22 protein-coding genes, 1 pseudogene and 1 riboswitch are annotated in these 26,623 nt (G+C 47.0%); of the genes and pseudogenes, 21 read left to right on the forward strand and 2 right to left on the reverse strand.

Going from position 1 to position 26,623, the window contains the following annotated elements:
- Positions 1 to 97 precede the first annotated feature (97 nt).
- The 3 genes from QFZ77_RS08425 to QFZ77_RS08435 all read left to right on the forward strand — a co-directional run bounded on the left by QFZ77_RS08425 (position 98) and on the right by QFZ77_RS08435 (position 3,590).
- Positions 98 to 1,021, forward strand: a complete 924-nt coding sequence (locus QFZ77_RS08425) for an eCIS core domain-containing protein (protein ID WP_307438436.1) — start codon at positions 98 to 100, stop codon at positions 1,019 to 1,021.
- Positions 1,022 to 1,107: 86 nt separating this feature from the next.
- Entirely contained in the window at positions 1,108 to 3,057 is a 1,950-nt protein-coding gene (locus tag QFZ77_RS08430) for a hypothetical protein (RefSeq protein ID WP_307438438.1), read from the forward strand.
- Between the two features lie 14 nt (positions 3,058 to 3,071).
- Positions 3,072 to 3,590 carry a YbjN domain-containing protein gene (locus QFZ77_RS08435; RefSeq protein WP_307438440.1) on the forward strand — a complete coding sequence of 173 codons (519 nt, stop codon included), beginning with the start codon at positions 3,072 to 3,074 and terminating at the stop codon, positions 3,588 to 3,590.
- A gap of 58 nt (positions 3,591 to 3,648) precedes the next feature.
- Here the strand turns inward: QFZ77_RS08435 and QFZ77_RS08440 are convergent, their stop codons facing one another.
- Positions 3,649 to 4,290 carry a hypothetical protein gene (locus QFZ77_RS08440; protein WP_307438442.1) on the reverse strand — a complete coding sequence of 214 codons (642 nt, stop codon included), beginning with the start codon at positions 4,288 to 4,290 and terminating at the stop codon, positions 3,649 to 3,651.
- Between the two features lie 389 nt (positions 4,291 to 4,679).
- Positions 4,680 to 5,663 (reverse strand): bile acid:sodium symporter family protein, encoded by a 984-nt coding sequence (locus QFZ77_RS08445; protein ID WP_307438444.1) that lies wholly within the window; start codon positions 5,661 to 5,663, stop codon positions 4,680 to 4,682.
- A 216-nt stretch (positions 5,664 to 5,879) separates the two neighbouring features.
- On the opposite strand from QFZ77_RS08445, the gene QFZ77_RS08450 reads away from it, so the two are divergent.
- The 18 genes and pseudogenes from QFZ77_RS08450 to QFZ77_RS08535 all read left to right on the forward strand — a co-directional run bounded on the left by QFZ77_RS08450 (position 5,880) and on the right by QFZ77_RS08535 (position 26,526).
- Positions 5,880 to 6,533: a TetR/AcrR family transcriptional regulator gene (locus tag QFZ77_RS08450; protein WP_307438446.1), complete on the forward strand. Its 654-nt coding sequence runs from the start codon at positions 5,880 to 5,882 to the stop codon at positions 6,531 to 6,533.
- Between the two features lie 38 nt (positions 6,534 to 6,571).
- Positions 6,572 to 8,347, forward strand: coding sequence for a sensor histidine kinase (locus QFZ77_RS08455; protein WP_307438448.1), 1,776 nt, complete (start codon positions 6,572 to 6,574; stop codon positions 8,345 to 8,347).
- Positions 8,319 to 9,935, forward strand: a complete 1,617-nt coding sequence (locus QFZ77_RS08460; RefSeq protein WP_307438449.1) for a response regulator transcription factor — start codon at positions 8,319 to 8,321, stop codon at positions 9,933 to 9,935. The genes QFZ77_RS08455 and QFZ77_RS08460 overlap by 29 nt, the downstream gene beginning before the upstream one ends.
- 275 nt (positions 9,936 to 10,210) lie before the next feature.
- Positions 10,211 to 11,080 carry an ABC transporter permease gene (locus QFZ77_RS08465; RefSeq protein ID WP_174806686.1) on the forward strand — a complete coding sequence of 290 codons (870 nt, stop codon included), beginning with the start codon at positions 10,211 to 10,213 and terminating at the stop codon, positions 11,078 to 11,080.
- Between the two features lie 16 nt (positions 11,081 to 11,096).
- Positions 11,097 to 11,987: a carbohydrate ABC transporter permease gene (locus tag QFZ77_RS08470; protein ID WP_307438450.1), complete on the forward strand. Its 891-nt coding sequence runs from the start codon at positions 11,097 to 11,099 to the stop codon at positions 11,985 to 11,987.
- A gap of 58 nt (positions 11,988 to 12,045) precedes the next feature.
- Complete coding sequence (locus QFZ77_RS08475; RefSeq protein ID WP_307438451.1) at positions 12,046 to 13,587, forward strand: ABC transporter substrate-binding protein; 1,542 nt, start codon at positions 12,046 to 12,048, stop codon at positions 13,585 to 13,587.
- A 20-nt stretch (positions 13,588 to 13,607) separates the two neighbouring features.
- Positions 13,608 to 15,113: a DHA2 family efflux MFS transporter permease subunit gene (locus tag QFZ77_RS08480; RefSeq protein ID WP_307438454.1), complete on the forward strand. Its 1,506-nt coding sequence runs from the start codon at positions 13,608 to 13,610 to the stop codon at positions 15,111 to 15,113.
- Positions 15,110 to 15,967: a sugar phosphate isomerase/epimerase family protein gene (locus tag QFZ77_RS08485; RefSeq protein ID WP_307438456.1), complete on the forward strand. Its 858-nt coding sequence runs from the start codon at positions 15,110 to 15,112 to the stop codon at positions 15,965 to 15,967. The genes QFZ77_RS08480 and QFZ77_RS08485 overlap by 4 nt, the downstream gene beginning before the upstream one ends.
- A 43-nt stretch (positions 15,968 to 16,010) precedes the next feature.
- Positions 16,011 to 17,111, forward strand: a complete 1,101-nt coding sequence (locus QFZ77_RS08490) for a Gfo/Idh/MocA family protein (protein ID WP_307438458.1) — start codon at positions 16,011 to 16,013, stop codon at positions 17,109 to 17,111.
- A 64-nt stretch (positions 17,112 to 17,175) separates the two neighbouring features.
- Positions 17,176 to 17,274, forward strand: a riboswitch (TPP riboswitch).
- Positions 17,275 to 17,699: 425 nt separating this feature from the next.
- Complete coding sequence (locus QFZ77_RS08495; RefSeq protein WP_307438460.1) at positions 17,700 to 18,320, forward strand: thiamine phosphate synthase; 621 nt, start codon at positions 17,700 to 17,702, stop codon at positions 18,318 to 18,320.
- Positions 18,321 to 18,329: 9 nt separating this feature from the next.
- On the forward strand, positions 18,330 to 19,649 hold the full coding sequence (gene thiO / locus QFZ77_RS08500; RefSeq protein ID WP_307449342.1) for a glycine oxidase ThiO: 1,320 nt from the start codon (positions 18,330 to 18,332) through the stop codon (positions 19,647 to 19,649).
- A complete protein-coding gene (thiS, locus tag QFZ77_RS08505) occupies positions 19,633 to 19,836 on the forward strand; it encodes a sulfur carrier protein ThiS (protein ID WP_307438462.1) in 204 nt (67 codons plus the stop codon). The genes thiO and thiS overlap by 17 nt, the downstream gene beginning before the upstream one ends.
- Before the next feature lie 4 nt (positions 19,837 to 19,840).
- Positions 19,841 to 20,608 carry a thiazole synthase gene (locus QFZ77_RS08510; protein ID WP_057304179.1) on the forward strand — a complete coding sequence of 256 codons (768 nt, stop codon included), beginning with the start codon at positions 19,841 to 19,843 and terminating at the stop codon, positions 20,606 to 20,608.
- 520 nt (positions 20,609 to 21,128) lie between these two features.
- Positions 21,129 to 21,920, forward strand: a pseudogene (gene thiD, locus QFZ77_RS08515) (bifunctional hydroxymethylpyrimidine kinase/phosphomethylpyrimidine kinase); the annotation flags it as partial.
- Positions 21,921 to 22,078: 158 nt separating this feature from the next.
- On the forward strand, positions 22,079 to 22,723 hold the full coding sequence (gene thiE, locus QFZ77_RS08520; RefSeq protein WP_307438464.1) for a thiamine phosphate synthase: 645 nt from the start codon (positions 22,079 to 22,081) through the stop codon (positions 22,721 to 22,723).
- A 13-nt stretch (positions 22,724 to 22,736) separates the two neighbouring features.
- Complete coding sequence (thiC, locus tag QFZ77_RS08525) at positions 22,737 to 24,521, forward strand: phosphomethylpyrimidine synthase ThiC (protein WP_307438466.1); 1,785 nt, start codon at positions 22,737 to 22,739, stop codon at positions 24,519 to 24,521.
- A gap of 280 nt (positions 24,522 to 24,801) precedes the next feature.
- On the forward strand, positions 24,802 to 25,407 hold the full coding sequence (locus QFZ77_RS08530; RefSeq protein ID WP_307438467.1) for an ArsR/SmtB family transcription factor: 606 nt from the start codon (positions 24,802 to 24,804) through the stop codon (positions 25,405 to 25,407).
- Between the two features lie 3 nt (positions 25,408 to 25,410).
- Positions 25,411 to 26,526, forward strand: a complete 1,116-nt coding sequence (locus tag QFZ77_RS08535; RefSeq protein WP_307438469.1) for an aminopeptidase — start codon at positions 25,411 to 25,413, stop codon at positions 26,524 to 26,526.
- Positions 26,527 to 26,623: the final 97 nt, after the last annotated feature.

The raw sequence follows: 26,623 nt of genomic DNA on the forward strand, positions 1-26,623 counted from the left end.
ATGACTTCATGCGTTCAGACACGGATAATTAGGGGACGCAAGCCATCCGCGGATGGGAAATAAGGCTGGGAAATACCACTATAGGGGGTTCATGCCAATGCAAAAGTCACGTATTAACAGGCAACCAGATACTTCTTTGCAAACGAATCATCGTACCAAAAGCAGTACGCAAGGACAGTCTGCAGGAGCAGATCTGATGAATATTCAGCGCACGATTGGCAACAAAGCTGTTGGCAGTATGCTGACTGTTCAGACGAAGCTTACTGTTGGACCCGTGGGTGATTCTTATGAACAAGAGGCCGATCAAGTCGGTAAAGAAGTAGCTGATCATATCGCAGCATCAGAAAGTAGCGGGGCATCTAAGACAGACGTTCAGCGTACGGAGAGTGAAGGTGCAGGTTCGGAGGCTGAAGAACTTCAGATGAAACCAGCAGCGGACACGATCCAACGTATGGAGGAAGAAGATGAGCTTCAGATGAAGCCAGCAGACACGATCCAGCGTATGGAGGAAGAGGAAGAACTTCAGATGAAGCCATCGGCGGAAACGATCCAACGTATGGAGGAAGAAGATGAGCTTCAGATGAAGCCATCGGCGGAAACGATCCAGCGTATGGAGGAAGAAGATGAGCTTCAGATGAAGCCGTCGGGCGAAGCAATCCAGCGCTCGGAGAGCGGAGAATCAGAAGAGGAAGAGCTGCAAATGAAGCCGTCAGGTGGCGGAAGCTTCGATGCAGGGGCTTCTATCGAATCACAAATTAAGTCCAAACAAGGCAGCGGCAGCAAGATGGATAATCAGATTCAAGCCAAGATGGAATCCGCCTTTCAAGCTGATTTTAGCAATGTTAACATACACAATGACGCGGAGTCGACTAAGCTCAGCGCTTCCTTAGGTGCAGAAGCATTTGCAACTGGCAATGATGTCTTTTTCCGCGAAGGTCGCTATAACCCTGATAGCCGTGAAGGGCAGGAGCTGCTCGGTCACGAATTAACGCATGTTATCCAGCAGCGAGGCGGCAAATAAGGTTGATTCATCGGCAACAGGGACTTCCTATCATCCTGTTGCTTTTTCGCATGCACGATCACATTGTATAAAGGAGTCAGGCCTGAATGGCACAAGGAAACCAGTTCCAATCCAAACGAACCAGCACATCTAACCAAAGGGCTCAACTATCGCAAGCCCCTCAGACAAGCAGTACTTCACCTCAAGTGTCTCCTCTGGGAAGAGACTTCTTTATGCAAATGCAGCGAACAGCAGGCAATCGTGCGACGCAAGCCTATGCTAATCAACTCATTCAGAGAAATCCTGCGGCTACCCAGCCGCAAGTGGTTCCTTTGCCAACGGCAACAACAGCGCCACCCGTTGCAGCAACGCCGGCACCACTTCCCACTGTAGCAACACCGACGCCTGTAGCAACCCAGGCACCAGGAACAGCGCAACCTGCTCCCGGAATAGCACCCCCTACAACGGTAGCAAATCCGGCACCAGCACCAGCAATAGCAACAGCAGTAGCTGCCCCGCAGAGTGACGGGACTAAAGAAAGTGCGGACATGGGATCTGGCGTTGTTTCAACATTCAGTGACAGTTTCGGGATGAGATCAGAGGACATGGATGAGTCCTTCAAAAAATCGAATAATACAGGTGAAGAACAACTATCGAATAGCACGGGAGCTGTAGCTTCGACAGCGGATCTCATTGGCGGACCGTTCCAAATTTTGAGTACGATGAGAGAAATGCTAGCTATTTCTGAAGATGATCGAACAAAATTAGACTACGCGTCAGCAGGCTTATCCATAACCGAAGCTGGAGGTAAAATGGTCAGCGGATCGGCAGGTTTGATAGATAAATCAGCTAAATCCACAGGCCATGAAAATGGCGTGGGTGCTTCTTCCTCCGTCAGTGACTATTCCGGAACGGTTGCTGAAGCGATAACTTCTGTTAAGAGCGCCATTTTGACGGTTAAGGCGATTTATGATTTGTACAGTAAGCATGCTGAAAATGGCGGTCTGGACAAGGGAGAAAAGTCAAAAGGCGCTATTGAAATTATTAGCAATGCCATCCAGACTGCGCAATCCGGTCTCAAAGTAGCCAAAGGCATCATGAAGCTTATGGAAACAAGCACAGCCAGCTTAACATCCGTAATACCAGGTGTCAGCATTGCTGTAAGTGGTGTGAAAATTGCGATTAAAACCGTTGATGTCATTAAAGCCGGCTTAAATCGCTCGGCCATGACAACGTTGAAACGTGACTTTAAAGGGAAGCATACTGGTGCAGACTTCATTATTGCTAAGCGTTGGTTCCGTAACACTGGTGTTGATAAAGCGAAGCTTGCGACGCATAAAGCGGAACTTGAACGGAAGAAGGCGCTAGGAGTTGCAGGTGCCGCAGAGCAGCTTGAAGAAATCGCTGAGTATGAATTAGCGAAAGAAATGAAAAATATTAACGTGAAGCGTACAACACGCGGCGGCTTGCAAATCGGTTTAGAGTTAACTAAAATAGCTGCAGACATTGCAACATTGACTGGGGTCGGAGCGCAAGTCGGAACGCCGCTCAAAATTGTGGCTTCGGGCGTAAGCGCCGCGATGCCGATTGCGAGGAATTTGAAACAAGCGGGCCGCGATCGGGCCTCCAAAGCCGGCGCATGGGGAATTACCAAAGCCGTTTTTGATGCTAATAAGTCGACCGATAAGAAACGGGAACAACGCGGGCGGGATGCGGATTTAATTCTGAATTTGATCAGGAATCTTCCTAAGCTATACGAGCCAGCGCCAGCTCCGGCGACTGCTGCGCCAACACCAACATCGGCACCAGCACCTGCAACATCAGGACAGGCCCCCGCAGCAACGACACAGCCACCAGCATCTGCGGCAACTGTGCCTGCACCGATAGCTATACCTGTAGCAGTAGCTATGCCTACAGATCCAGTTGTTCTTGCTCGATACGAGCATGTACGCAGTTATGTAGAAGCGGCTGGAGTAAGTTTACCGGCTCTTAAGAATTTTGAGAACAAAGATGAATTGAGAGGCATGTTGACTAAAGCCATGGCCCAAAGAGAGTAGGAGAGTGTACATACATGTTGCCAGATAAAATACATGCGCGTCATTTGGCGCAACTAGGGTTTCTGAAGGAAATTTTAGATGAGACAGGCCTAGCGACTAATTTATTGGAAAAATCCGAAGCGATTCCGCTTCACGTCCTCATGGCAGGATTCCAAGAGGACAAAAAAGGAAGGGAACGGTTCCTTCACTTTAGTTTTTTACCGCTGAATGATGATGAAATTGGCGCGATTCAGCTGCTGCAAATTTACAGTACGCTCCCCTTTCATTTGCAAGAAGGGTCCCGCGATGCCGTGGCTTCTGTCCTGCTGGAAATTAACACAAGATTGCCGATCGGTCATTTTGGCATCAATGAACAGAATGAGCTGCACTATCGGTATGTATATAGTATTTCAGCGTCCAGCACTTTTGAAAGTGAAGAAGTGTTGGAGATTCTCAGCTTGTTTGTCTACATGTGCGATATGTTCGCTGAGCATGTTGAACTCGTAGCGAGTGGTGAAGCCTCTGCTGAGCAAGTTGTTCAATCTTTGAGATAGTTGAAATAAACCGAAAAACCGATTCCTTCCTTAGTAGGAGATCGGTTTTTTGGCTGTACTATTTGATTTTTGTCTGCAGCAGTTCAATAAGCTGCTTACCGGGATCTCTCATTTCTCCGCCAGCAGGACGATTTCCATTGCCATTCTTGCCACCGGTTCGATCGGGTGCATTAGCATTTGGTTGTGCAGAAGCATCTGGTTTATTTTCTGTATTTCCAGATTCACCATTTTGATTGCCCTTGCCATTGCCGGTGTTTCCGTTATTTCGAGGACCATTTGCACCGCCGTTTCCTCGATTGCTCATACGCCCAGCTGAATCCTCTATAAATTTCTTCTGGGCATCCGTTAACTTTTCAAATAGCTTGGACTTGTTTTCATCACTAAGTTCAGCTTTAGTTACGATGTCTTGAGTAACGGGCAGCATGGATTGAGCCTGTTCCTTAGTAATGGTAAGTCCTTCTGCTTTGTCTAGCATGAGCAGGGTCTGGAATGTACTGAACATTTGTCTTTGTGCCGCACTCATGACAGGTCGGTCTTGAGCATTTTGCTTGCCGTCTGCCTGGGATTGTCCGTTTTGTTGTTGTTGCTGCGGTTGTGCTGAGCTTGCTGCAGCAGGTTGTGAGGATGACGGGTTCCCACAACCGCTTAGTATTACGGGGATTAGAATGCATAAGCCCGCTATTTTTGTCATTTTTATCATATGTATCACTCCTATCAGTCATCTTCTTCACAATCGTACACGACAATTATGAAAAATCTGAGAAGAGAAGCTGAATGATACATAAAAGTTAGCTTAAAATGTGCTGAGGGATAAAGATTTGTAGTCCATATAACACCTAAGATGGTGCAACCGAAGCTTTTGAGCCGCGACAAACATATGTAACACAAAGTTTACAACTGGGAGGTACTATTAATGCAGGAGCTTGTTGGGGAGTGCAAGGAATGTAGAAAGCAAATTTTCTGCAACGATGGATTTATTAACGGCGTAGTGTTAGACGATAACACGTTAATATGCTTTGAATGTTTCAAAGGAGAGAGCGAAATCACAGCTGATTAACAAAAAAAGAAGCTGCTCGAGCAGCTCCTCAACTAAACTTGTTTCACACTTTTGACCGTTAAGCTGGGAATATCACTTTTCAAAGCGTAGCGTCTGTTCAGCAGAAAGCCGAAAAGGGAAGCTAGCGACTGCTGGAACAGCATGCCGAGTACAACGGGGACAGTCACCAGAGGCGGGAAGTAGGCAACTGCGAGTACCGCGCCAGCACTAATATTACGCATCCCGCTGTTAAACGTAAGTGCTACGACGACGTCTTGTTCCCATCGCATGAGCTTGGCAACCAGCCACCCGATGATGTAACCAAGTGAGGCTATGAAGAGTACAAATCCGGCCAAACCTAGTAATCTAGCATTAAAATCACGTAAATAAGGGGCGATTACGGAGCTGTTGATAGCGACAACGATGCCCATGGTTATTTTCGAAAAAGGACCTAGACGCTCACTCCATTGTTCTTTAATTTTGCCGCGTGTCCATTGATTCAGCAGCATGCCAATGATAGAGGGTAGAACGATCATCAGGAACAGACCTTTCATCATCGCGAAGGAGTCCATCTGAACTTTGGTTCCAATTAACGCAGATAGTGTGTAGGGAACGACAAAAGGTGAAAGGATGGTGTCCATGAGAATAATCGATAAGGTGAGCATGATATTTCCGCGATAAATGGCTACCCAGACGAAGCTTGAAATGCCAGTAGGAATGGCTGCTGCTAAGATGAGGCCAGTTATGGTCATGGGCTCATGGCTGTATACGACATGCCCGAGAACCAGCGCAATCAGCGGCATCGCGACATGTAGAATTAACAATGTGGTTATGAGTGGAAGAGGCTGAACGACGACTTTGACGAATTCTTTGAAGCTGGAGCTTATGCTGCCCGCGAAAGTCATAAAGGCAAACAACCAAGGGGATAAATAGGTGAATTCGGATAAATGACTGCCTAGCAATATACCGATGAGAACACTGACTGGTGTAATTAGCGGCAAGATTTTTTCTAATTGACGATTCAATTGAGACAACATTTAGGTGAACATCCTTCCTTTAAACTTCTTAGGCAGCTTTGTCTCCCTATTATATGAGTTGAAAGGGGTGGTGACTAGCCCCACATCGTTATTCGAGAAATGAAAACGTTTGCGATGAATTCGGCTATTGGCTATAATTGGAGTACATGCAAGGTGCTTACACTATGTAAACAGGTTATTTTTTTATGGATAGCTTCTATATCGAGGAGTGTTTGTATGAAAAGCAGATGGGAACAGGAATTAGAGGAGCAAAGAAATAAACGGCGGGAGGAAATTATTCTAGCCGCTCAGGAGCTTTTTTTGGAAAAAGATTTGCACGGTGTAACGATGAAAGACATCGGACTTCAATTGGGGATCAGCCGTGTTACTCTTTATAAATATTATAACTCGATTGATGAGCTGGCATTTGAGGTTCAGATGAAGGTTCTGGACGATTTGTTTAGATGGGTCGATTCTCACAAAATCGGTGAACGAGCCGAAGAGAAAATGCGAAACTTATTGTTAGCATGGCAGGATTTTACCCAGACTAGACCTAGCCATTTACGCTTTATTGGACTGTTTGATCACTATTACCGAGAAAAGTATCCAACCCGCGAATTGGAGGAGAAGTATAAAATATTCATCCAAAATGTCTTTCCATCACCTGTTCAGCTTATTCTGGAAGGCATTCAAGATGGCTCGATCCGGTCTGACCTTGATCCCGCCAAGACATCAGCCATGATTGCAAACACGATGATGAGTATGACGCAGCGGATGGCATCAAGAGGAAACATTCTTCGTGTCGAACAAGAGATTGATCCAGGCGAGATGATGTTGCAGTTAATTGACATGATCATGGCCTATCTGAAACCCGAAGCGTCTTCTATCTGATCACGCTAGCTTTCACGAGAGGGGAAGTCTATTCAACCGTGCAAATTCATACTTTGCCTCTGTTCAAAACACTGCGCTTTAAGTTGATATTTGGGTTACTCATTATTGTGATACCCATCGTAGTTTTCATGATCTATAACAATTTGTACGCCATCCAAGTTGTTCGAAATCAAGTGGCTCAATCGAATAAAAATTTAATCAGCTTATATATGGGGCAGATCGACCGTAATTTGGATGAGGTAGACAAGTATTTATTCAACTTCGCTGCGCAAGACACGGGACTGCTTGTACTTGACGCGCAGCGAGATCAAAATGCCGATCGGTACTCTTTTACGAAAATTCAATTAAATAATAAGCTGTTAAAAGACCTCCCTAATTATAAATCAATGGATATGTTCTTTGTTTACTCGGAGCCGAATCAAGATTTATTGACAGTTATGAGTGATCAAGTCACTTACACCAGACAGGAAGCCGTTGAAAATAGCATTAAGACCATTTTTCAGGACCAACGCGATGGTTCAAATCAGACAAGTCTGAAAGAATGGTTCATGCTTAAGCTTGGAGATCAATACTTTTTGACCCGTGTGATCAAATATGGGAATGTCTATATCGGGGCATGGACGGATGCGAGTAAATTAATGGTTCCGCTGAACCTGGTCGATTTGGGCAACAACGGTAGGGCGCTGCTGGTTACGGACCTGTTCGAGACCATGTCTAACCAAGCTTTCGTACAAGAAAATCAAATTAATTTGAACGATGTTGGAACGGATTACAAACTCACTGGAAAAAACGAAAAATTTCTAGTCGTTGGCGAAAAATCCGCGAAAGGCCGTTTCAGCTTAATCGCTGCCATACCAGACAGCAAAATTCTAGAGAATCTTCCTTTCCTTCGCCGAATGGTATCGTTCATTTTGATGGGATCACTTATTCTGTTTCCTTTCATTTTGTTTCTTTTAAGGAAAATCATCTTGGTTCCGATAAACCGGATCATGATGGCTATGAGGAGAATTGAAGACGGGAATTTGGACGTCCGCATCACATACAGCCCTTCTGTCATTGAATTCGACAAGATGAACCAATCCTTCAATCGCATGATATCGCAAATACAGGAATTGAAAATTAATGTTTTGGAAGAACAATTAAATCATCAGAAGGCCGAACTCAAACATTTGCAGCTTCAAATTAATCCGCACTTTTTCCTGAACTCGTTGAACATTATTTATAATTTGGCACAGGTGAAAGACTTTGTATTGATTCAGGAAATGGCGCTTTGTCTCGTACAATATTTTCGCTTTATGTTTCGAAGCAACATGGCATTCGTCGCTTTAAGGGATGAGGTCCAGCATACTCTTAATTACTTTCGTATCCAAGAGATGCGGTTTCCTCAAAATTTGACTTATGATCTATCCGTTCCAGACAACCTGATGGATGAATTGGTTCCTCCGCTTGTTATTCAAACCTTTGTGGAAAATACGATCAAACACGCAGTTAGCATGGATAAACTGGTTCATATTGGTATAGCCATTGAAGCCACCCAAGATAAGAAAATAAAAATACGGGTTCAGGATACAGGAAAAGGATTTCCTGAAGACGTTTTGGCTCGGCTGCAGATGGAAATGGATATCGGTAACGGAGAAGGTCATCATATCGGGATATGGAATGTGCAGCGCCGATTGCGCCTCCTATATCAAGATCACGCCCAGATCACGTTTTCAAATGGTGCAGGTCACGGCGCAGTGATTGAAATTCTCATCCCATTTCATGAGAAGAAAGGTGGAGAAAGCGATGCTTCAATTGCTGGTCGTGGACGATGAAATTCACGCTGTACGAGGGATAAAAGCGGGGGTACCGTGGGACCAACTTGGATTTTCAAAGGTTCATGAAGCTTTTAACATTCGACAGGCGAAGGAAATCTTTGGGGCCCAGAAAATTGATATTATGCTTTGCGACATTGAAATGCCGGAAGGTGACGGATTTCAATTGTTATCTTGGGTCAAAGAACACTCTCCAGATACCGAGTCCCTTTTTTTAACCTGTCATGCTGATTTCGAATTCGCGCAAAAAGCGATTCAATTGGGAAGTCTGGATTATATGCTCAAACCTGTCCGCTTTCCGGAATTGGAGAAAGCCGTTCGAAATGCGATCGAACAATTGGAAAAGAAAAGAGGATTGATCCAATTTAATGAAACCTATAAGCATTACTATCAGTTATGGGAATCGTACCAACCCATGGTTGTTGAGCGCTTCTGGCAGGATTTAATTCATAGGTCGATCCCTTCGAATAAGGTTCAAATCAAAGAAATTATGGCGAAGCAAAATATACCTTATAGCGATACAGCCTTATTTGTGCCGATATGGGTCAGTGTACAGCGTTGGCATAAAAAACTGACTCTTCGTGAAGAAAAAATAATGGAATACGCCTTGCGCAACTCGTTGGAAGAATTGGCTGTACGGAAAGAGGCAAACGGCCAGATCGTTCAGGTCAAAAGCGGAGGGTTACTGGCCATCCTCTCGGTCGACCCGGGTAGCAAGATCGATAAAGAGAAGCTAACCAACGAATTACAGGGTTATATCGATGCTTGTAACCATTACTTTTTCTGTGATCTTTGTTGTTATATCGGTACTCCCGTATATACAGAGGGAATGCTGGAGATGTTCGAATCCTTAGTCACGTTGGAGTCCAACAATGTTACACAAACGAATAAAATCTTCTTTTTAAGCGAGCAACGATGCAGCTACGATACATTTCCGCTGCCCAAAATGAACGGTTGGGGGGAAATGCTCAAGTGTGGATGCAAAGGGAAACTGCTGAAAGAGATCGATCATAGTTTGGATGCGATGAAGCAAATGGAGAGACTCGATGCCAAATTGCTGCGCGGATTTTATGAGGATTTTCTGCAAATGATTCATCACGTATTACATTATAAGGGCTTGAGGGCGCATCAGGTTTTTTCGGAAGAACTTCTGTCTATGCAAGCATCGTCCGTTTCCCGTTCCATAGCTGATCTTAGACAATGGATAAACACGATGATCGAAGAAGCTGCGGGTCGCATTCATTCTGTGGATGAAAGTCAAACCGTTGTTGAAAAAGCGAAACACTATATCGCTCAGCACATCAACGAAGATGTATCGCGGGAAGATATCGCCAGCCATGTGAATATGAATCCGGACTACCTGACAAGAATTTTCAAGAAAGAAACCGGCTTGACGATTTCTGATTATATTCTCCAGGAGCGGGTAGAATTGGCCAAAGAAATGCTGGTGAAGACGGATCTTCAAATTGGAAGCATCGCCGCTTCAGTGGGCTACAATAATTTTTCCCATTTCTCAAAAATGTTCAAGAAAGCGACGGCCATTAATCCACAGGATTACCGCAAATTATATGAAACTTACCAAACATAAGGTTCCTTAAACATGAGATCGTTCCCTTCTCGGGTTCGATCTTTTTTGTTCAAAAAGAAGTCGGAAATGCGATAACAGGAAGTCGGGAAACAGGTAGAGTGCATAGCGGCAGTTAGATATGATGAGAGTATAACGGAAGAGGGGGGAACGATGTGGGGACAACGACAACAACTAGGGCAAATTCAGCGACCACGACAGCTGCTGGGATAACGGCAACGAAATCAATAACCAGAAAAAAACTGAGAAAGTTATGGAGGTATGCCCCTCTGTTTGTGATGGTCATACCCGAAATCATTTATCTGATCATCAACAACTATTTGCCGATGTTTGGCTTGATTATTGCGTTCAAAGACGTCAACTTCACGAAAGGAATTTGGGCCAGCGATTGGGTTGGATTTAAAAATTTCGAGTACCTGTTCAAAACCTCCGACGCCATGCTGATTACCCGAAATACGATTCTATATAATTCGGCTTTTATTATCATTAATTTGATCATCGCCGTTGGCGTAGCTATTTTGTTGAATGAAGTGAAGAAGAAATTATTTGCCCGGTTTTACCAAAGCGTCATTCTCATCCCCTATTTGATTTCTATGGTTATTGTCGGTTATTTGGTGCTTGCCATGCTAAGCGGAGAAACCGGTTACATTAATAAACAAATCCTGCCTATGCTTGGAATGGATCCAATCTCATGGTATAGCGAAGCCAAATATTGGCCGTATATTTTGACCTTTGTGAACATTTGGAAGCATGTTGGATACCTATGTGTCATCTATTTAGCGGCGATTATCGGAATCGACCCGGAATATTACGAGGCCGCAAGGATTGACGGAGCGAGTAAATGGCAGCAGATTACGAATATTACCATACCATTAATCACTCCGGTTATTGTGATTATGACATTACTGCAAATCGGCCGCATTTTTTACTCCGAATTTGGTTTGTTCTATCAAGTTCCGCTTGATACGGGCGCGCTCTTTCCTACAACCAACGTTATCGATACGTATGTTTATCGGGCTTTACTAAGATTGGGCGACATCGGCATGTCTTCGGCAGCGGGCCTATATCAATCCGTTGTGGGATTCATTCTCGTACTCATCTCAAATTATGTGGTGAGCAAGCGAAACAGCGATAACGCTTTGTTTTAATAAGGAGGGATACCCAATGAAAGTAAAAAGTCAACTGTACCAAGCGATCATTCATGTATTCTTTATTGGCATTGTTTGTCTCTGTCTTCTTCCGTTTTTTCTGCTCGTGATTACTTCTTTTACCGATGAAATGACCATTGTGTCAGAAGGGTATTCCTTCCTACCGAGTAAATTCAGCCTGGCAGCTTACGAATTTTTGTGGAACGATTCCTCCAACATATTTCGGGCTTACGGTATTACCATTCTGGTAACTTTAGTTGGTACGTTTGTGGGGCTATCGATCACTGCCCTATGCGCCTATCCATTATCTAGAAAGGATATGCTGATTCGCAAGCCGCTCTCGTTTATCGTGTTTTTCACACTGCTGTTTAACGGAGGTCTGGTCCCCACCTACCTGGTATATACACAAGTGTTCGATATGAAAAACACACTGCTGGCCTTAATCATTCCCGGTTTGTTATCCAATGGATTTTACGTGCTGATTATGCGAACCTTTTTTATGACTTCAATCCCAACCCCGGTTATTGAGTCAGCATCCATTGACGGGGCGGGGGAATTTAAAATCTTTTTCCAGATCGTGCTTCCGCTCTCTCTTCCCATTCTGGCTACGGTCGGATTGATGCAAACGATCGGCTATTGGAACGATTGGTTCAACGGATTAATCTATGTGACCGACAGCAAGCTGTTCAGTTTGCAAAATTTGTTAAACCGGATTTTGTTAAACGCGCAATTTTTGTCAAGCAACGCGAGCAGCAGCACAACGGAACTTGCTGCAAGCAGTAACATTCCGATGGAATCGGTCCGGATGGCTATGGCGGTTATTGGGACTATTCCATTGCTGATCGCATACCCTTTTTTCCAAAAATATTTCGTCAAAGGTCTCGTCATTGGAGCAGTCAAAGGCTAGGCTATACTCGGCATCAGCCGGTTAGCATAAATGGAATATAAAACAGGGAGGCTACGAAATGAGAGGGAATAGAAAAAAAAGCGTCCAAACAGCGTTAGCGGGAATGATAGCCGTTTCTCTTCTATTGACGGCATGCAGCAGCGGTAGCGGTGGCTCTACGGCTACAACCGCACCAAGTGCGGCAGGAGAAACAGTAAAGGCGAAGTCGGACTTAAAACCTTATGAACTAACAGTGGCCTACTATAAAATTGGTAACAACAAGGATCTGCAAGAGGTCCAGGATGCCGTTAACAAACTGACCAAAGAGAAAATTAATGCAACGGTTAAATTTGTGCCTATTGACCCCGCTGCGTATCAGCAACAAGTCAATCTGATGCTTGCTAGCAATGAAAATTTGGACTTGCTAGTCACTTTGACAGCACTCGGCTACGGTACGCAAGCGGCAAAAGGACAGCTTGTCCCTTTAGAGGATCTGCTTAAGAAATATGGACAGGATATTGCCAAGGTCGTCACACCGGAGATTCAAAAAGCGACGATGGCCAGCGGTAAACTTTATGGCATACCTAGCGTACGCGACTGGGCAGCCGACTACGGTATCCTGATGCGCAAAGATATTGTTGATAAATACAAGATTGATCTAAGCAAGATCAAGACTTTTGATGATTTGGATGCCGTATTCAAGGTCGTCAAAGATAACGAGCCGAATATGGCGGCTATTGTTCCGGAAGGCGGGGGTACGTCCTATATCGCGTCCCTTGCACCTGGCTTTATGGACCCATTGAATGATGATAACGGAGTGCTGCCGGACCATGATAATAACCTGAAGGTAGTCAATTGGTTTGAATCGAAGCAATATTCTGATCTATTAAAAATGGTCAGAAGATGGTATTTGGACGGATATATCCCGAAAGATATCGCTACAAACAAAATCCGCCCTGAAGACCTTGTGAAGGCCGGCAAAGCTTTTTCCTTTACAGTGCATATGAAGCCTGGCTATGAAACGAAGGAAGCCATCTTGACGGGCACACCGATGGTTGCAGCTCGCATTATCCCTCCTGTCACTTCTACGTCGTCGATTGCAAACGTCATGTTCAGTATCGCCAAAAACTCGAAGGATCCGGAGAGAGCCATGATGTTCCTCAACTTGCTTTACTCCGACAAAGAGTTGATCAACTTGATCGACTATGGCATTGAAGGAAAGCACTACGTCAAGAAGGGTGACTTGATCGCCTTCCCGAATGGAGTAGATACGCAGAATGCCACCTATAGCCCGAATCATGGATGGGAGTGGGGTAATCAATTCCTTTCCTACATTTGGGAAACTGATCCTGTTAGTCTTTGGAAAGATCAGGCTGATTTCAACAAATCGTCCAAAAAATCAAAAGCCCTCGGCTTCAGCTTTTCTGTCGATCCGGTTAAAACGGAAGTGGCCGCTGTTCAGAGCGTGAAGGACCAATTCAAAATAGGTTTGGAAACCGGTACGCTGGATCCGGATAAAAACTTGCCTGAATTTATTGGCAAAATGAAGGCTTCCGGCATGGACAAAATTATAGCTGAGAAGCAAAAGCAGCTTGATGAATGGGCGAAAACCAATAAGTAGTTTTTGCGAGGAGAAGCTGCATGTCCCCTACAGAGATACAGGAGAGAAACATACCGTTTGTGCCTGTAATGATTGCGATTTTTTTCGGGTCCGTACTGGCGACACTTGGCATGAGTTCGATAAGTGTAGCGTTCCCCGTTTTGATGGAACAATTTCATACCGATTTGACCACCATGCAGTGGACGATGACTGGTTACCTGCTGGCAACCGGAATTGTGGCTCCCCTCACCGGGTATCTTGGGGAAAAGTTCAGTACCAAGTACCTGTATGTCGCTGCGCTTATTGGCTACACGCTGATTTCAGGACTTAGCGCTTTCGCATGGAATATTGAATCGTTAATTGCGTTTCGAGTCGTGCAGGGTATTTTTGGCGGGATTATCTTGCCAGCCACAATGACGATCCTTTATCAGGTGATTCCCCGAGCCAAGCAGGCGTTTGCGCTCAGCATGTGGACCTTGTCGACGATGCTTTCGCCTGCGTTCGGACCTCTATTGGCGGGCTGGCTGATCGGAAAGTTCGAATGGAAATGGCTGTTCCTCATGGACATTCCGTTCGGTATTGCGGCAGTTGCAGTCGCTTGGCGGCTTATTCCCTATTACAAACTGAATACACCGAAAACGTTCGATTTGCCTGGCTTGATTACCGTAATTCTAAGCAGCGGCTCCCTCCTGATCGCCTTCAGCGAAGCACATTCATGGGGATGGAGCTCGTGGAGAACGCTGTCGCTGCTCGCTTTCGGCATCCTGATGCTCGGGTGCTTTATTCGGAGAGAATTAATGATCCCTGAACCGCTCTTGAATTTGAAGGTATTTGTCAATTTAAAATATACGGTTAGCCTTGCCGTGCTGGCCGTTATTACGCTCAATTTGTATTCCGGCGCCTATTTAATACCGGTGTTTCTGCAGAACGTTCAAGGGGCGTCCGCACTGGAGGTCGGTTTGATCTTGCTACCGGCCACACTTGCGATGGCAGGCGTGATGCCGCTCGTCGGCAAGCTGTATATGAGAATTGCTCCGCAATGGCTGATCGTTTCCGGGATTCTTTTGATCGCGGTCGGAACACTAGCAATAGGACGTCTGGATGTGTACGTATCGCAATGGTACATCACTCTGTGGCTGACCATACGCTACATCGGGATTTCGTTAACGATCATGCCGCTTACCAACGTTGGTATGGAGGCCATCCCGCGCGAACTGTCCGGTCATGCTTCATCGGTGAATAACTGGATCCGCCAAGTTTTCGGTTCCTTTTCCATCGCGTTGTTTACTTCACTGATCGCATCACGGTTAACCGCACACAACCAGGCACTTGGTTTAGATAGGGCTGCGGAAGCCCAGCGAAAGTTGCTGAAGGCGGAAGCCTTCACGATGAGCTCTAATGACGTGTACATTGTAGCGACGATGATCGTATTAGTCGGCCTTCCTCTCGTGTGGACGTTGTTTAGAGGCAAACCTCGGAATAAAAGGCTAGTGAACCATAAGCTTCAGCATATGAAAAATTTAACACAAAAGGAGCAGTTAAAATGAGCATTTCAATTGGCGTGAATTTATTTTCAGTCTTTCAAGCACTAAACAACGACTACTTTGGCACCCTTGAAAAGGTAGCTTCTGCAGGCTATACAAATGTGGAATTAATCACCACCAATTTTATGACAGGCGTCCGATACAGTGACTCATTTCCTCTGCAAACCATAAAAAACAAGCTGGAAGAATTGGGGCTTAAGCCTATAGCATCCCATGAAAGACTGGATCAAGATGCCCAGAATTGGGATCAGTTAATCCAAGAAAATGCTGAACTTGGATGTAAAGCGATTGTAATGCCGTCTGCATGGATCAAAAATCGTGAAGATACATTGGTAACCGCAGAACAACTGAATGCAATCGGAAAAAAATGCACTGAAAACGGTTTGCAATTTTACTTTCATAATCACTTCCATGAATTCAAAAGATGGGAAAATACGACCTTATACGATATTTTAGTTGAAAATACGGACCCGGCTTATGTCAAATTTGAGTTGGATTTGGTTTGGGTTATGCGTGCGGGTCTTGATCCCATCGCCGTTCTTGAGAAATTAGGCAGCCGATGCGATATCGTCCATCAGAAAGATTTAAATAAAGAGGTCCTCCATCTAAACGTGTTTGACGCTCTCCAGCCAGGTGACGAAGATTTGGATATGATGCAGCTATATCGCGGGAAGGGATACATACAAGCAGGTGACTTTGTGGATCTAGGAACAGGTTCAATCGATTTTAAAGCCACCTACGACAAAATCAAAGAAATGGGTACGATCCAATATGCCTTTATTGAAAATGAAGGGATAAGCGACGATAAATTTACAAGCATAAAGAATGATTTAAAGCTTTTGCAAAAGTATGTGTAAAGCCGCTTTATGGCGCATTAGATCATAGGGAGTGTGTTCGATCATGTCAACAGCTAAATTGAAAATCGGAATTATAGGCTGCGGCGGTATTGCTAACCAAAAGCATATGCCTTCATTAGCGAAACTCACTCATTTAGGCGAAATGGTTGCTTTCTGTGATGTTGTCGAAGAGCGGGCTGTCAAAGCTGCAAAAGAATTTGGAACGGAGCAGGCGAAAGTTTATTTGGACTATAAGGAATTATTGCAAGATGAGTCAATTGATGTTATTCATGTGTTGACTCCCAATCTTCAGCATTCCTTCATAACGGTGGCTGCGCTTGAGGCAGGTAAGCATGTCATGTGCGAAAAGCCGATGGCTATCAATTCTGTTGAAGCTAAAAAGATGTTAGAGGCAAGCAAGAAGACAGGAAGAAAATTAACGATCGGTTACCAAAATAGGTTCCGAGACGATTCACAGGTATTGTACAAAGCATGCCGCCATGGGGAGTTCGGCGATATTTATATGGCCAAAGCCCATGCCCTTCGCAGACGCGGAGTTCCGACCTGGGGCGTTTTTACGGACAAAGAACAGCAAGGTGGCGGACCGTTGATCGATATTGGCACACACGCGCTGGATCTATCTCTCTGGTTCATGGACAACTACAAGCCGAAATCAGTGACAGGATCGGTATTCCACAAATTAGGGGATAAGTTCGAAGGCAATATGTTCGGTCCATGGGATCCCAAAAGCTACGAGGTCGAAGATTCAGCTTTCGGATTTATCAAAATGGAGAATGGTGCAACGATATTCCTGGAATGCGCATGGGCGCTTAATATAACAGATACTAGAGAAGCGATGACGACCCTGTGCGGAACAGAAGGCGGAGCGGAAATGAAAGGCAGTCCTGCTATGGGCAAAGGTGAGTTGGTTTTCAACAGCGCCAAGTATGGAAAGCTAGTCGAAACCAAGGCTACGACAGGCGGAGGCATTGCTTATTTCGACGCAGGTGCCGAAGAGCCAGGCGTGAAAGAGGCCAGACAATGGCTGGAGAGTATTCTCAACGATACGGAGCCACTTGTTAAACCGGAGCAAGCATTTGTTGTTACCCAAATTTTGGAAGCCATTTATGAATCGGCAAAAACAGGGAAAACGATAGAATTATGATCAATAAAAATTTCTATTTCCAAGCGATGAATGACGTGCTATGATATTTAACAATTACATACGAATGAATCCCTAGGGGCGCCGCAAGGCTGAGACAGAGCAATCTGAACCCTTTGAACCTGAACTGGGTCATACCAGCGGAGGAAAGTGGAACGATCATTGGAGCCCCATCTTTGCATGTTTATTAGGCGGCGCAACCTACAACCACTTTTCTTTGGAAAAGTGGTTTTTTTCATGCCTGAAAATAAGATTTTGGGGTGAAATTGATTATTTTAACCCATTTCATACAGTGTGTGGTACAGAAAGTAGCTGGGCCCTAAATTGCGATTTCTCTTTGGATTCCTGCACTGGAGTGATGTTTATCATCGCTAAAGTCAGTGTGAAGGGGAAAAGAACCTCCGTAGCGATGAAAAATATGCTTAAAACAAAAAGATGAAGATGATTTAGGGCGATTTCCACTCTGAAGTGATGTTTTTCATCGTTAGAGTCGGTGTGAAGGGGAGAAGAACCTCCGTAGTGATGAAAAACATGCTTATAACCCGAAAGTTAAGCTGAATAAGTAGCGCAAGAAAGGAGTTGAGACTCTTCATGACTGGGTATGAACTGCATGTCATTTCCAATGGCAGGCTAGCGTGGACAGAGCTGGCGGCGGTTGCGGCTAAGATTCACCCTTATGTCACGGCCATTCATATACGTGAAAAAAAGAAATCATTAGACGAGATCTTCTTAGGTGTGCAGTTTCTGCTCGAAACAGGTATTCCTGCGAAAAGCCTATATATCAATGGTTACCCGTCCATTGTCACGGCTGCGGCTTTAGGTGGATTACAGCTCCAGGGCAGCACCCCGCCGCTTTCAACCCTAAGAGAATTCTGTCAGGGAGTGCAGAGGACTGGCGTATCGATACATAGTGCGGAGGAAGCTAAGCAGCGAGAGAGGGAGGGTGCGGATTATGTGATGTTTGGTCATATTTTTGCTACGAATTCCAAGGTGGGTATCCCGCCTAGGGGGTTGAAGCAGCTCAGAGATATGGCGGCCCAAGTCTCAATTCCGATTATTGCGATCGGAGGCATGAGACCTGAACGTGTAGGATCAGTTTTGGAAGCGGGAGCTTCTGGTATAGCAGTGATGAGTGGGATATGGGAAGCGGAAGACCCATTGGAAGCAGTGAAAGCTTACGAGAGCGAGCTAAAGCGAAAGGAGGTTGGATAAATGAAACATATGAACGATGTGATCATCGTCGGAGGCGGAGTTATTGGCTCCTCGATCGCCTATAACTTGGCAAAGCGAGGTCAGTCCGTCATGCTCCTCGATCGCGGCAGGCTTGGCATGGAAGCCTCGGCGGCGGCGGGTGGCATGCTCGGAGCACAATCCGAGATGGAGGATACGGGCCCGCTTTTCCAGTGGGCCCGACAAAGCAGAGCGATGTTCCCCCAGCTGAGCGAGGAACTGAAAGCTCTCACGGGCATCGACATCGGTCTCGTCCGTGAAGGTTTGTTGAACGTGGCGCTCAGCGACGTTCAAGAGCAGGAGCTGCGCGCGAGGGAGAAGCTCCAACGCGCAGCGGGCGAGCAGGCGGAGTGGCTGAGCGCAGCTGCAGCCTCCAAGCTCGAGCCCGCCTTGAGCGAGGCGACGCGCGGAGCTTTATACCTGCCGGGCGATGGGCAGGTAGAGGCGCCGCTGCTGGCGGCGGCGTTCGCGCAGGCAGCTCGTGTGCTGGGGGCGAAGGTGCAAGAATTCGCCCAGGTACTTGGGCTGCTGACGGAGCGAGGCCGAGCCGTCGGTGTTATGACGAGCGAAGGTCCGCTCTACAGCGACCACGTCGTTGTGGCGGCTGGCACGTGGAGCGGACAGCTAATGGCTGGTATCGGCGTCGACCTGCCGGTGTATCCCGTGAAGGGCGAGTGCTTCTCTGTCCTTACGACGAAGCCGTTGCTCAGGAAGACCCTGTTCACGACAGGGTGTTATATCGTCCCGAAAGCCGGAGGACGACTGCTGGTCGGCGCGACAGTAGTACCGAACAGCTACGACCGCAAGGTGTCGCTGGCTGGGCTAGCTGAGCTGATGGATCGCGCGAGGCTGCTCATGCCCGCGATTGGCGAAGCCGAGTGGGAGAAAGCTTGGTCGGGTCTGCGACCGCAGACGGCAGACGGGCTGCCGTACATCGGCAAAGTGCCGGGGTACGATGGTTTATATGCCGCTTGCGGGCATTACCGCAATGGGATTTTGCTCAGTCCGATCACCGGTAAGGTGATCGCGGATTTCGTTTTGGGCGGGGGAGAGGATCCCTTTCAGCCTGAGCTTGAGCTGGGATTGGAGACAGGATCAATGACAAGATCTGAGACGAGATCAGAGATAAGATCAGAGATAAGATCAGAGACAAGATCAGACACGGGAAAACAGACCTTTTTGGCTATGGAATCGTTGCTCGATGCTTTTAGTCCTGATCTATCTGGGCAATCGAAGCGGATCGGGCGGCGTGAAGGGGAATTATTTTCAGCCATAGGAAAGGAGCTGCACAGCATTGAAGCTGCACATTAATGGGCAAAGCGTAGACATTCCGAATTCGATCCGAACCATTGAAGAGCTGCTCGCGCATTTTGGTTTGAGTGAGAAAATGCTCGTCGTGGAACATAATGAAAACATTTTACAAAAAGAAGATCACGTGAAAGCTGAGCTTTCCGCAGGTCATAAAATCGAAATCGTTCATTTTGTTGGAGGGGGATAATTGTATGCTAAAAATCGGTCCTTACGAGTTTCGTTCACGACTATTGCTGGGCACGGGCAAGTTCCCGGATTTCAATATTCAGAAGCAGGCGGTAGAAGTTAGTGAATCTCAGATTTTGACGTTTGCGGTGCGTCGTATGAATATTTTTGAAGCGAGTCAGCCAAATTTCTTGTCGATGCTGGATGTGTCGAATTTCACCTTACTACCGAATACGGCAGGCGCTAAAACAGCCGAAGAAGCTGTACGCATCGCGAGACTAGCGAAGGCTTCCGGACTATGCGACATGATCAAAGTCGAAGTTATTGGAGATGAGATGACGCTGCTGCCTGACCCGGTTGAAACGTTGAAAGCCTCGGAAATGCTCCTAGAGGAGGGCTTCATCGTGTTGCCATACACATCAGACGACGTTCTTTTAGCCAAACGCTTGCAAGCCCTAGGAGTTCATGCCATTATGCCTGGCGCATCGCCAATCGGAACAGGTCAAGGCATCATTAACCCGCTGAACCTGAGCTTCATAATTGAGCAAGCGACCGTACCAGTAATCGTCGATGCGGGCATTGGTGCTCCTTCGGACGCTGCACTTGCTATGGAGATGGGAGCCGATGGTGTGCTGCTCAACACTGCTGTGTCGGGTGCCAAGGATCCGGTCAAAATGGCTTACGCCATGAAATTGGCGATTGAAGCCGGACGTGCCGGCTTCGAAGCGGGCCGTATTCCGAAGAAGCGGTATGCCTCGGCTAGCAGCCCGATGGAGGGTTTTAGCCGCGTTTAGTTGGAGAAGAGCAAAAGTGTGAATCGGAGAAAGCCGAAAAGGACGTCTCGGTAGAGGGATAGTGGATATTCCATAGTGAGCGGTCGATAAAGGCCTTCTCGGCTGCTGTGAGAGGGCTATTAGTAAGAATGTGAGGCTGAGAGGGCCGGAATATACGTCTCGGTAGAGGGATAGTGAATATTCCATGGTGAGCGGTCGATAAAGATCTTCTCAGCTGCTGTGAGTGGGTTGAGAGTAAGAATGTGAGGCTGAGAGGGCCGAAAAGGACGTCTCGCTAGAGGGATAGTAGATAGTCCATGGTGAGCGGTCGTTAAAGATCTTCTCGGCTGCTGTGAGTGGGTTGAGAGTAAGAATGTGAGGCTGAGAGGGCCGAAAAGGACGTCTCGCTAGAGGGATAGTAGATAGTCCATGGTGAGCGGTCAGAAAATGCTTTCTCGGATGTAGTTGTTAGCGGGTTAAAAGCAAGAATGTGGCTCTGAGAGGGCGGGAAATAGAGGTTGAAGCTGAAAGGGGGAGTAAGATGTCTGTTTACAAAGCATTAACGATCGCGGGCTCGGATAGCGGAGGGGGTGCGGGGATTCAAGCAGACCTGAAGACGTTCCAAGAGCTGGGCGTTTATGGGATGTCGGTCATTACCGCCGTGACTGCGCAGAATACGCTTGGTGTTCAAGGGGTTTATCCGATGAGCGCTGAAGCGATTGAGCAGCAGTTGGCCTCTATTGGGGAGGATTTACCTCCCAACGCGCTCAAAACGGGGATGTTATTCAGTGGTGAGATTATACGAATCGTAGCGGCCGCGATACAAACCTATAAGTGGGAGCGTGTCGTGGTTGACCCCGTGATGATAGCCAAAGGCGGGGCCTTCTTGCTTCAGCAAGAGGCTATCGATGCGATGATTCACTCTTTATTGCCGCTGGCCGATGTGGTTACACCGAACATACCTGAAGCTGAAGCGCTTAGCGGCTTGCAAATAACGGATAGCGTGTCGCGTCAACAGGCTGCAAAGCGGATTCATCTCTATGGCTGCAAGAACGTGATGATTAAAGGCGGTCATGAAGTGAATACGGAGCATGCAACTGATTTGCTGTATGACGGGAAGACATTCACGGAGTTTTCGTCCAGACGCTTGGTTACCAAGCATACGCATGGAACAGGCTGCACGTTTGCGGCGGCGGTCACTTCAGGACTTGCACAGGGCTTAACGACGAAAGAAGCCATCCAACTGGCAAAAAGATTCATCCAAGCTGCAATCGCTGAGCCGTTAAACATTGGCAGTGGTCATGGTCCTACGAATCATTGGGCTTATCAACGTGGAGTTAGAGCGATTAATGCTCGCACGGTGGCGAATGAGCTTGACAGGACGTCAACTGGCGGGCAGCTAAAGAGTGATAAGGCTTTGGACGCTGAAGCTAATGCCACTGACTTAGATGACATTTTCGTCAACGAGGATGTTTTCATTCGAGGTGCACGATGAAAATCGAGCAGCTGCGCAAAGCGCTGCGTTTGTATTTGGTCATGGGCAGCCCGAACTGTGGCGGGGCTGACCCTGTTTCGGTGCTGGAGGCCGCTATTGCCGGCGGCATCACGATGTTTCAGTTCCGCGAGAAGGGCGCCGGAGCCCTGCAGGGGGCGGCGAAGCTCGAGCTGGGCGCGCGGCTGCGCCGCCTATGCGCGCAGCACGCGATCCCCTTCATCGTCAACGATGATGAAGGGCTCGCTCTAGAGCTTGAGGCCGATGGCATTCACATCGGCCAAGAAGACACCCCAGCCGCCGCCGTGCGGCAGCGGCTGAAGAAAATGATCGTGGGCGTCTCGGTCCACGATCTGGGCGAAGCCCGGTCGGCGCTCGCCGAAGGCGCCGACTATCTGGGCGTAGGCCCCCAATACGCCACGCGCACGAAGCTGGATGCGCGTGAGGTCCAGGGGCCTGCCGTCATCCAGCGGATTCGCGCAGGCGGCATCCGACTGCCGCTCGTTGGCATCGGAGGCATCGATGCCACGAATGCATCCCACGTCATCCGCGCAGGGGCGGATGGCGTAGCCGTAGTCAGCGCGATTGCAAGCGCGCACTCACCACGTGAAGCAGCAGCTGAGCTGCTTAGAAACATCAAATAGAGGAGGAATTCGTATGACAACAACTAATAGTAGTTCCGTGAAAGACGTCCAAATTTCCACATTTCCAGGTAGTAAAAAGGTATATGTACAAGGCTCAAGACCAGATATTCAAGTGCCAATGAGAGAAATTTCTTTGGGAAGCTCCACGAATTTACACGGAGAGGAAGTAGCCAATGAGCCAGTGCAGGTTTATGATACAAGTGGTGTTTATACCGATACCGAACTGAAAACGGATATCCGTCAAGGTCTTCCCGCTAATCGTTTAACATGGATCGAAGAGCGTGGTGACGTTGAATCTTACGTTGGACGTGAAGTGAAGCCAGAAGATAATGGGCTTGCAACTCCTGATGCAAGAGGGGCCGCTGAAATATTCCCAGGCTTACACCGCAGACCGCTCCGAGCTAAGGAAGGCTGTAACGTGACACAGATGCATTATGCACGCCAAGGCATCGTGACACCGGAAATGGAGTACATTGCGATTCGAGAGAATCTCGATTCTGAATTCGTTCGTAAAGAAGTAGCAATTGGTCGTGCCATCATTCCTTCCAATATTAATCATCCCGAGAGCGAGCCGATGATCATCGGACGCAACTTCCTTGTGAAAATTAATGCCAATATCGGAAATTCCGCCGTCGCTTCTTCCATTGAGGAAGAGGTCGAGAAGATGACGTGGGCCACCCGTTGGGGCGCTGACACGATTATGGATTTATCGACGGGCAAAAACATACATACAACACGCGAATGGATCATCCGCAACTCCCCTGTTCCTGTTGGAACGGTGCCATTGTATCAAGCGCTCGAAAAAGTGAACGGCAAGGCGGAAGACCTCACTTGGGAAGTTTACCGTGATACGCTGATTGAGCAAGCAGAACAGGGTGTTAGCTACTTTACGATCCATGCGGGCGTACTGCTGCGTTACATCCCTATGACGGCTAAGCGCGTAACGGGTATCGTCTCCCGCGGTGGATCCATTATGGCTGCATGGTGCCTAGCTCACCACCAAGAGAATTTTCTTTATACGCATTTCGAAGATATTTGCGAAATTATGAAAGCTTACGACGTCGCCTTCTCGCTTGGTGATGGACTGCGCCCTGGTTCGATCGCGGATGCGAACGATGAGGCCCAGTTCGCCGAACTGGAAACACTTGGCGAGCTGACGCAAATCGCTTGGAAGCACGACGTCCAAGTGATGGTTGAAGGACCAGGCCACGTGCCGATGCATCTGGTCAAAGAAAATATGGACCGTCAGCTGGAAGTTTGCCAAGAAGCGCCATTCTACACGCTTGGACCGCTGACAACCGACATTGCGCCAGGCTATGACCATATCACCTCTGCCATTGGAGCAGCGATGATCGGCTGGTTTGGCACAGCGATGCTGTGCTATGTGACGCCGAAGGAGCATCTCGGCCTGCCGAATAAGGAAGACGTACGCGTCGGGGTCATCACGTACAAGATTGCTGCGCACGCCGCCGATCTGGCTAAGGGCCATCCAGGCGCGCAAATTCGCGACAACGCGCTGTCCAAGGCGCGCTTCGAGTTCCGCTGGCGCGACCAGTTCAATCTCTCGCTCGATCCAGAACGCGCAATTGAGTACCATGATGAGACGCTGCCGGCCGAAGGCGCGAAGACGGCGCACTTCTGCTCCATGTGTGGACCGAAGTTTTGCAGTATGAGAATTACTCAAGATATAAGGCAGTACGCACACGCGCAAGGGCTTGATGAAGAGTCCGCGCGAAACAGCGGCATGGAGGAGAAGTCCAAGGAATTCCGTGAAGCAGGAAGCCAAATTTATCGTTAATAAATTGGGGGCGTTTCCACCTTTAATGGGTGACAGAAACGTCCCTTTTTGCTACCATAGAGAAAAGCTTAACTTCGTTAATCCGTTAAAGCGTTGAAATGGTCAGAAATGAGGACATTCCTGTTTGCCGAGACTGCAATTGACATGAAATCCTTTTCGCATTATGATACGGTTAAAAAGATTTGACCGTCGTTTAATTAATCTCATTAAGAGATTAAGAGTTGACCAAGAACGCATGTTTAAGGGCTAGATTGGTACAATAGAGGGAGGTCGAGTCCATATGAAGCTGCAACCGGTTTATATTATTGAAGAACTTGAGCAATTAAAAACGATAAGTGATCCACTTCGCGCTAAGGTGTTACTTTATCTAATAGAGAAAGCTTACACCGGTCAGCAATTGGCTAAACTGCTGGGAATGGCTCGTGCGAAAGTGCATTATCATTTGAATGAGCTTGAGAAGCATGGCTTGATTTCGGTCTTTCGTACGGAACTCAAGAATGGTATTTTGCAAAAATTTTATCGTGCAGTAGCCCGCGGCTTCGTGCCTAGTGAAAAACTGCTGCCATACGTCTCAGAGGTAGAGAATTATTATCGCGAGAGGACGCTTAGCGTACTTGGACGTGCCAGACGTAGAGCGATTAATGCCCCCGAAGAGGCGTTCCATATTCCATCTTCTGATCGTACTCAATGGCCGATTATCATGACCCAGGTCGAAGTCAAAATGAGCAAAGAGAAATATGCAGAATGGCTGAGAAAGTTTCGTGCTCTTATTTTTGAGCTTGATTCTCAGCAGGAAGAGAATGGGGAGTGGTTTTATTTGACCACGGTCGGCTTTCAAACGAATGAGCCGTCTTTTGACCCTGTTGATGAAGAAGAGGAGAGATAAAGTATGCTGGATCCAAGACTAACGAAACTCGCTGATGTGCTTGTGAATTATTCGGTTAAGGCGCAGCCTGGCGAAAATATTTTGATAGAAGCATATGGCATTGATTCTGCTCTTGTGAAAGAGATCGTGAAAAAGGTTCACGCAGCTGGCGCGCAACCTTTCGTCAATGTAAGAGATCATGTGATTATGCGTCAACTCATCATGAACGGTACAGAAGCTCAAATGCAGACATGGGCAGATGCCGATGCTTTCCAAATGAAACAAATGCAAGGCTACATAGGTGTACGCGGCGGAGCCAATATTTATGAACTGTCGGATATTCCGGCAGATCGGATGAAGCTGTACAATTCGATTTATTATCAACAGGTTCATTTTGATGTCCGCGTGAAGGATACGAGATGGGTCGTTCTTCGTTACCCAACGTCTTCCATGGCGCAGCTTGCCAGCATGAGTACAGATGAGTTCGAGGAGTTCTATTTCAACGTTTGTACGATGAATTATGGCAAAATGTCCAAAGCAATGGATGCTTTGAAAGATCTAATGGATCGCACAGATAAAGTGCGCCTCGTCGGTCCAGGCACTGATTTGACGTTCTCCATTAAAGGAATCGGCGGCGTTAAATGCGATGGGGAGCTCAACATTCCGGATGGCGAGGTTTACTCTGCTCCGGTTCGTGAGTCGGTGAATGGTATTATTTCCTATAATACACCAACGCCTCATGATGGTTTCATTTTTGAGAATATCGTACTTGAATTCGAAAATGGCAAAATCATCAAAGCGACAGCTAACGATACAGATCGAATTAATGAAATTTTTGATATGGATGAAGGTGCGCGTTTTGTAGGGGAATTCGCGATTGGCGTGAATCCTTACATTCAAGAGCCGATGAAAGATACGCTTTTCGATGAGAAAATCGACGGCAGCTTCCACTTCACACCAGGTAATTGTTACGATGATGCCTATAACGGCAACAAATCCTCCTTGCACTGGGATATCGTGAATATCCAACGTCCGGAATACGGCGGCGGCGAAATTTGGTTTGACGATGTGCTCATTCGTAAGGACGGTATTTTCGTACTGCCTGAGCTTCTGCAGCTGAATCCGGAAAACTTGAAGTAGAGCAGACAAAGTGTTCGGTAATAAGGTAGCTGGTTTTCGAGGTATCGAGGATTCCTCACGAAACTGATGCACTTTTTGCAGTTACTTGGCAGTTTAG

The organism is Paenibacillus sp. V4I3 (genome assembly GCF_030817215.1).
Classification (GTDB): Bacteria; Bacillota; Bacilli; order Paenibacillales; family NBRC-103111; genus Paenibacillus_E.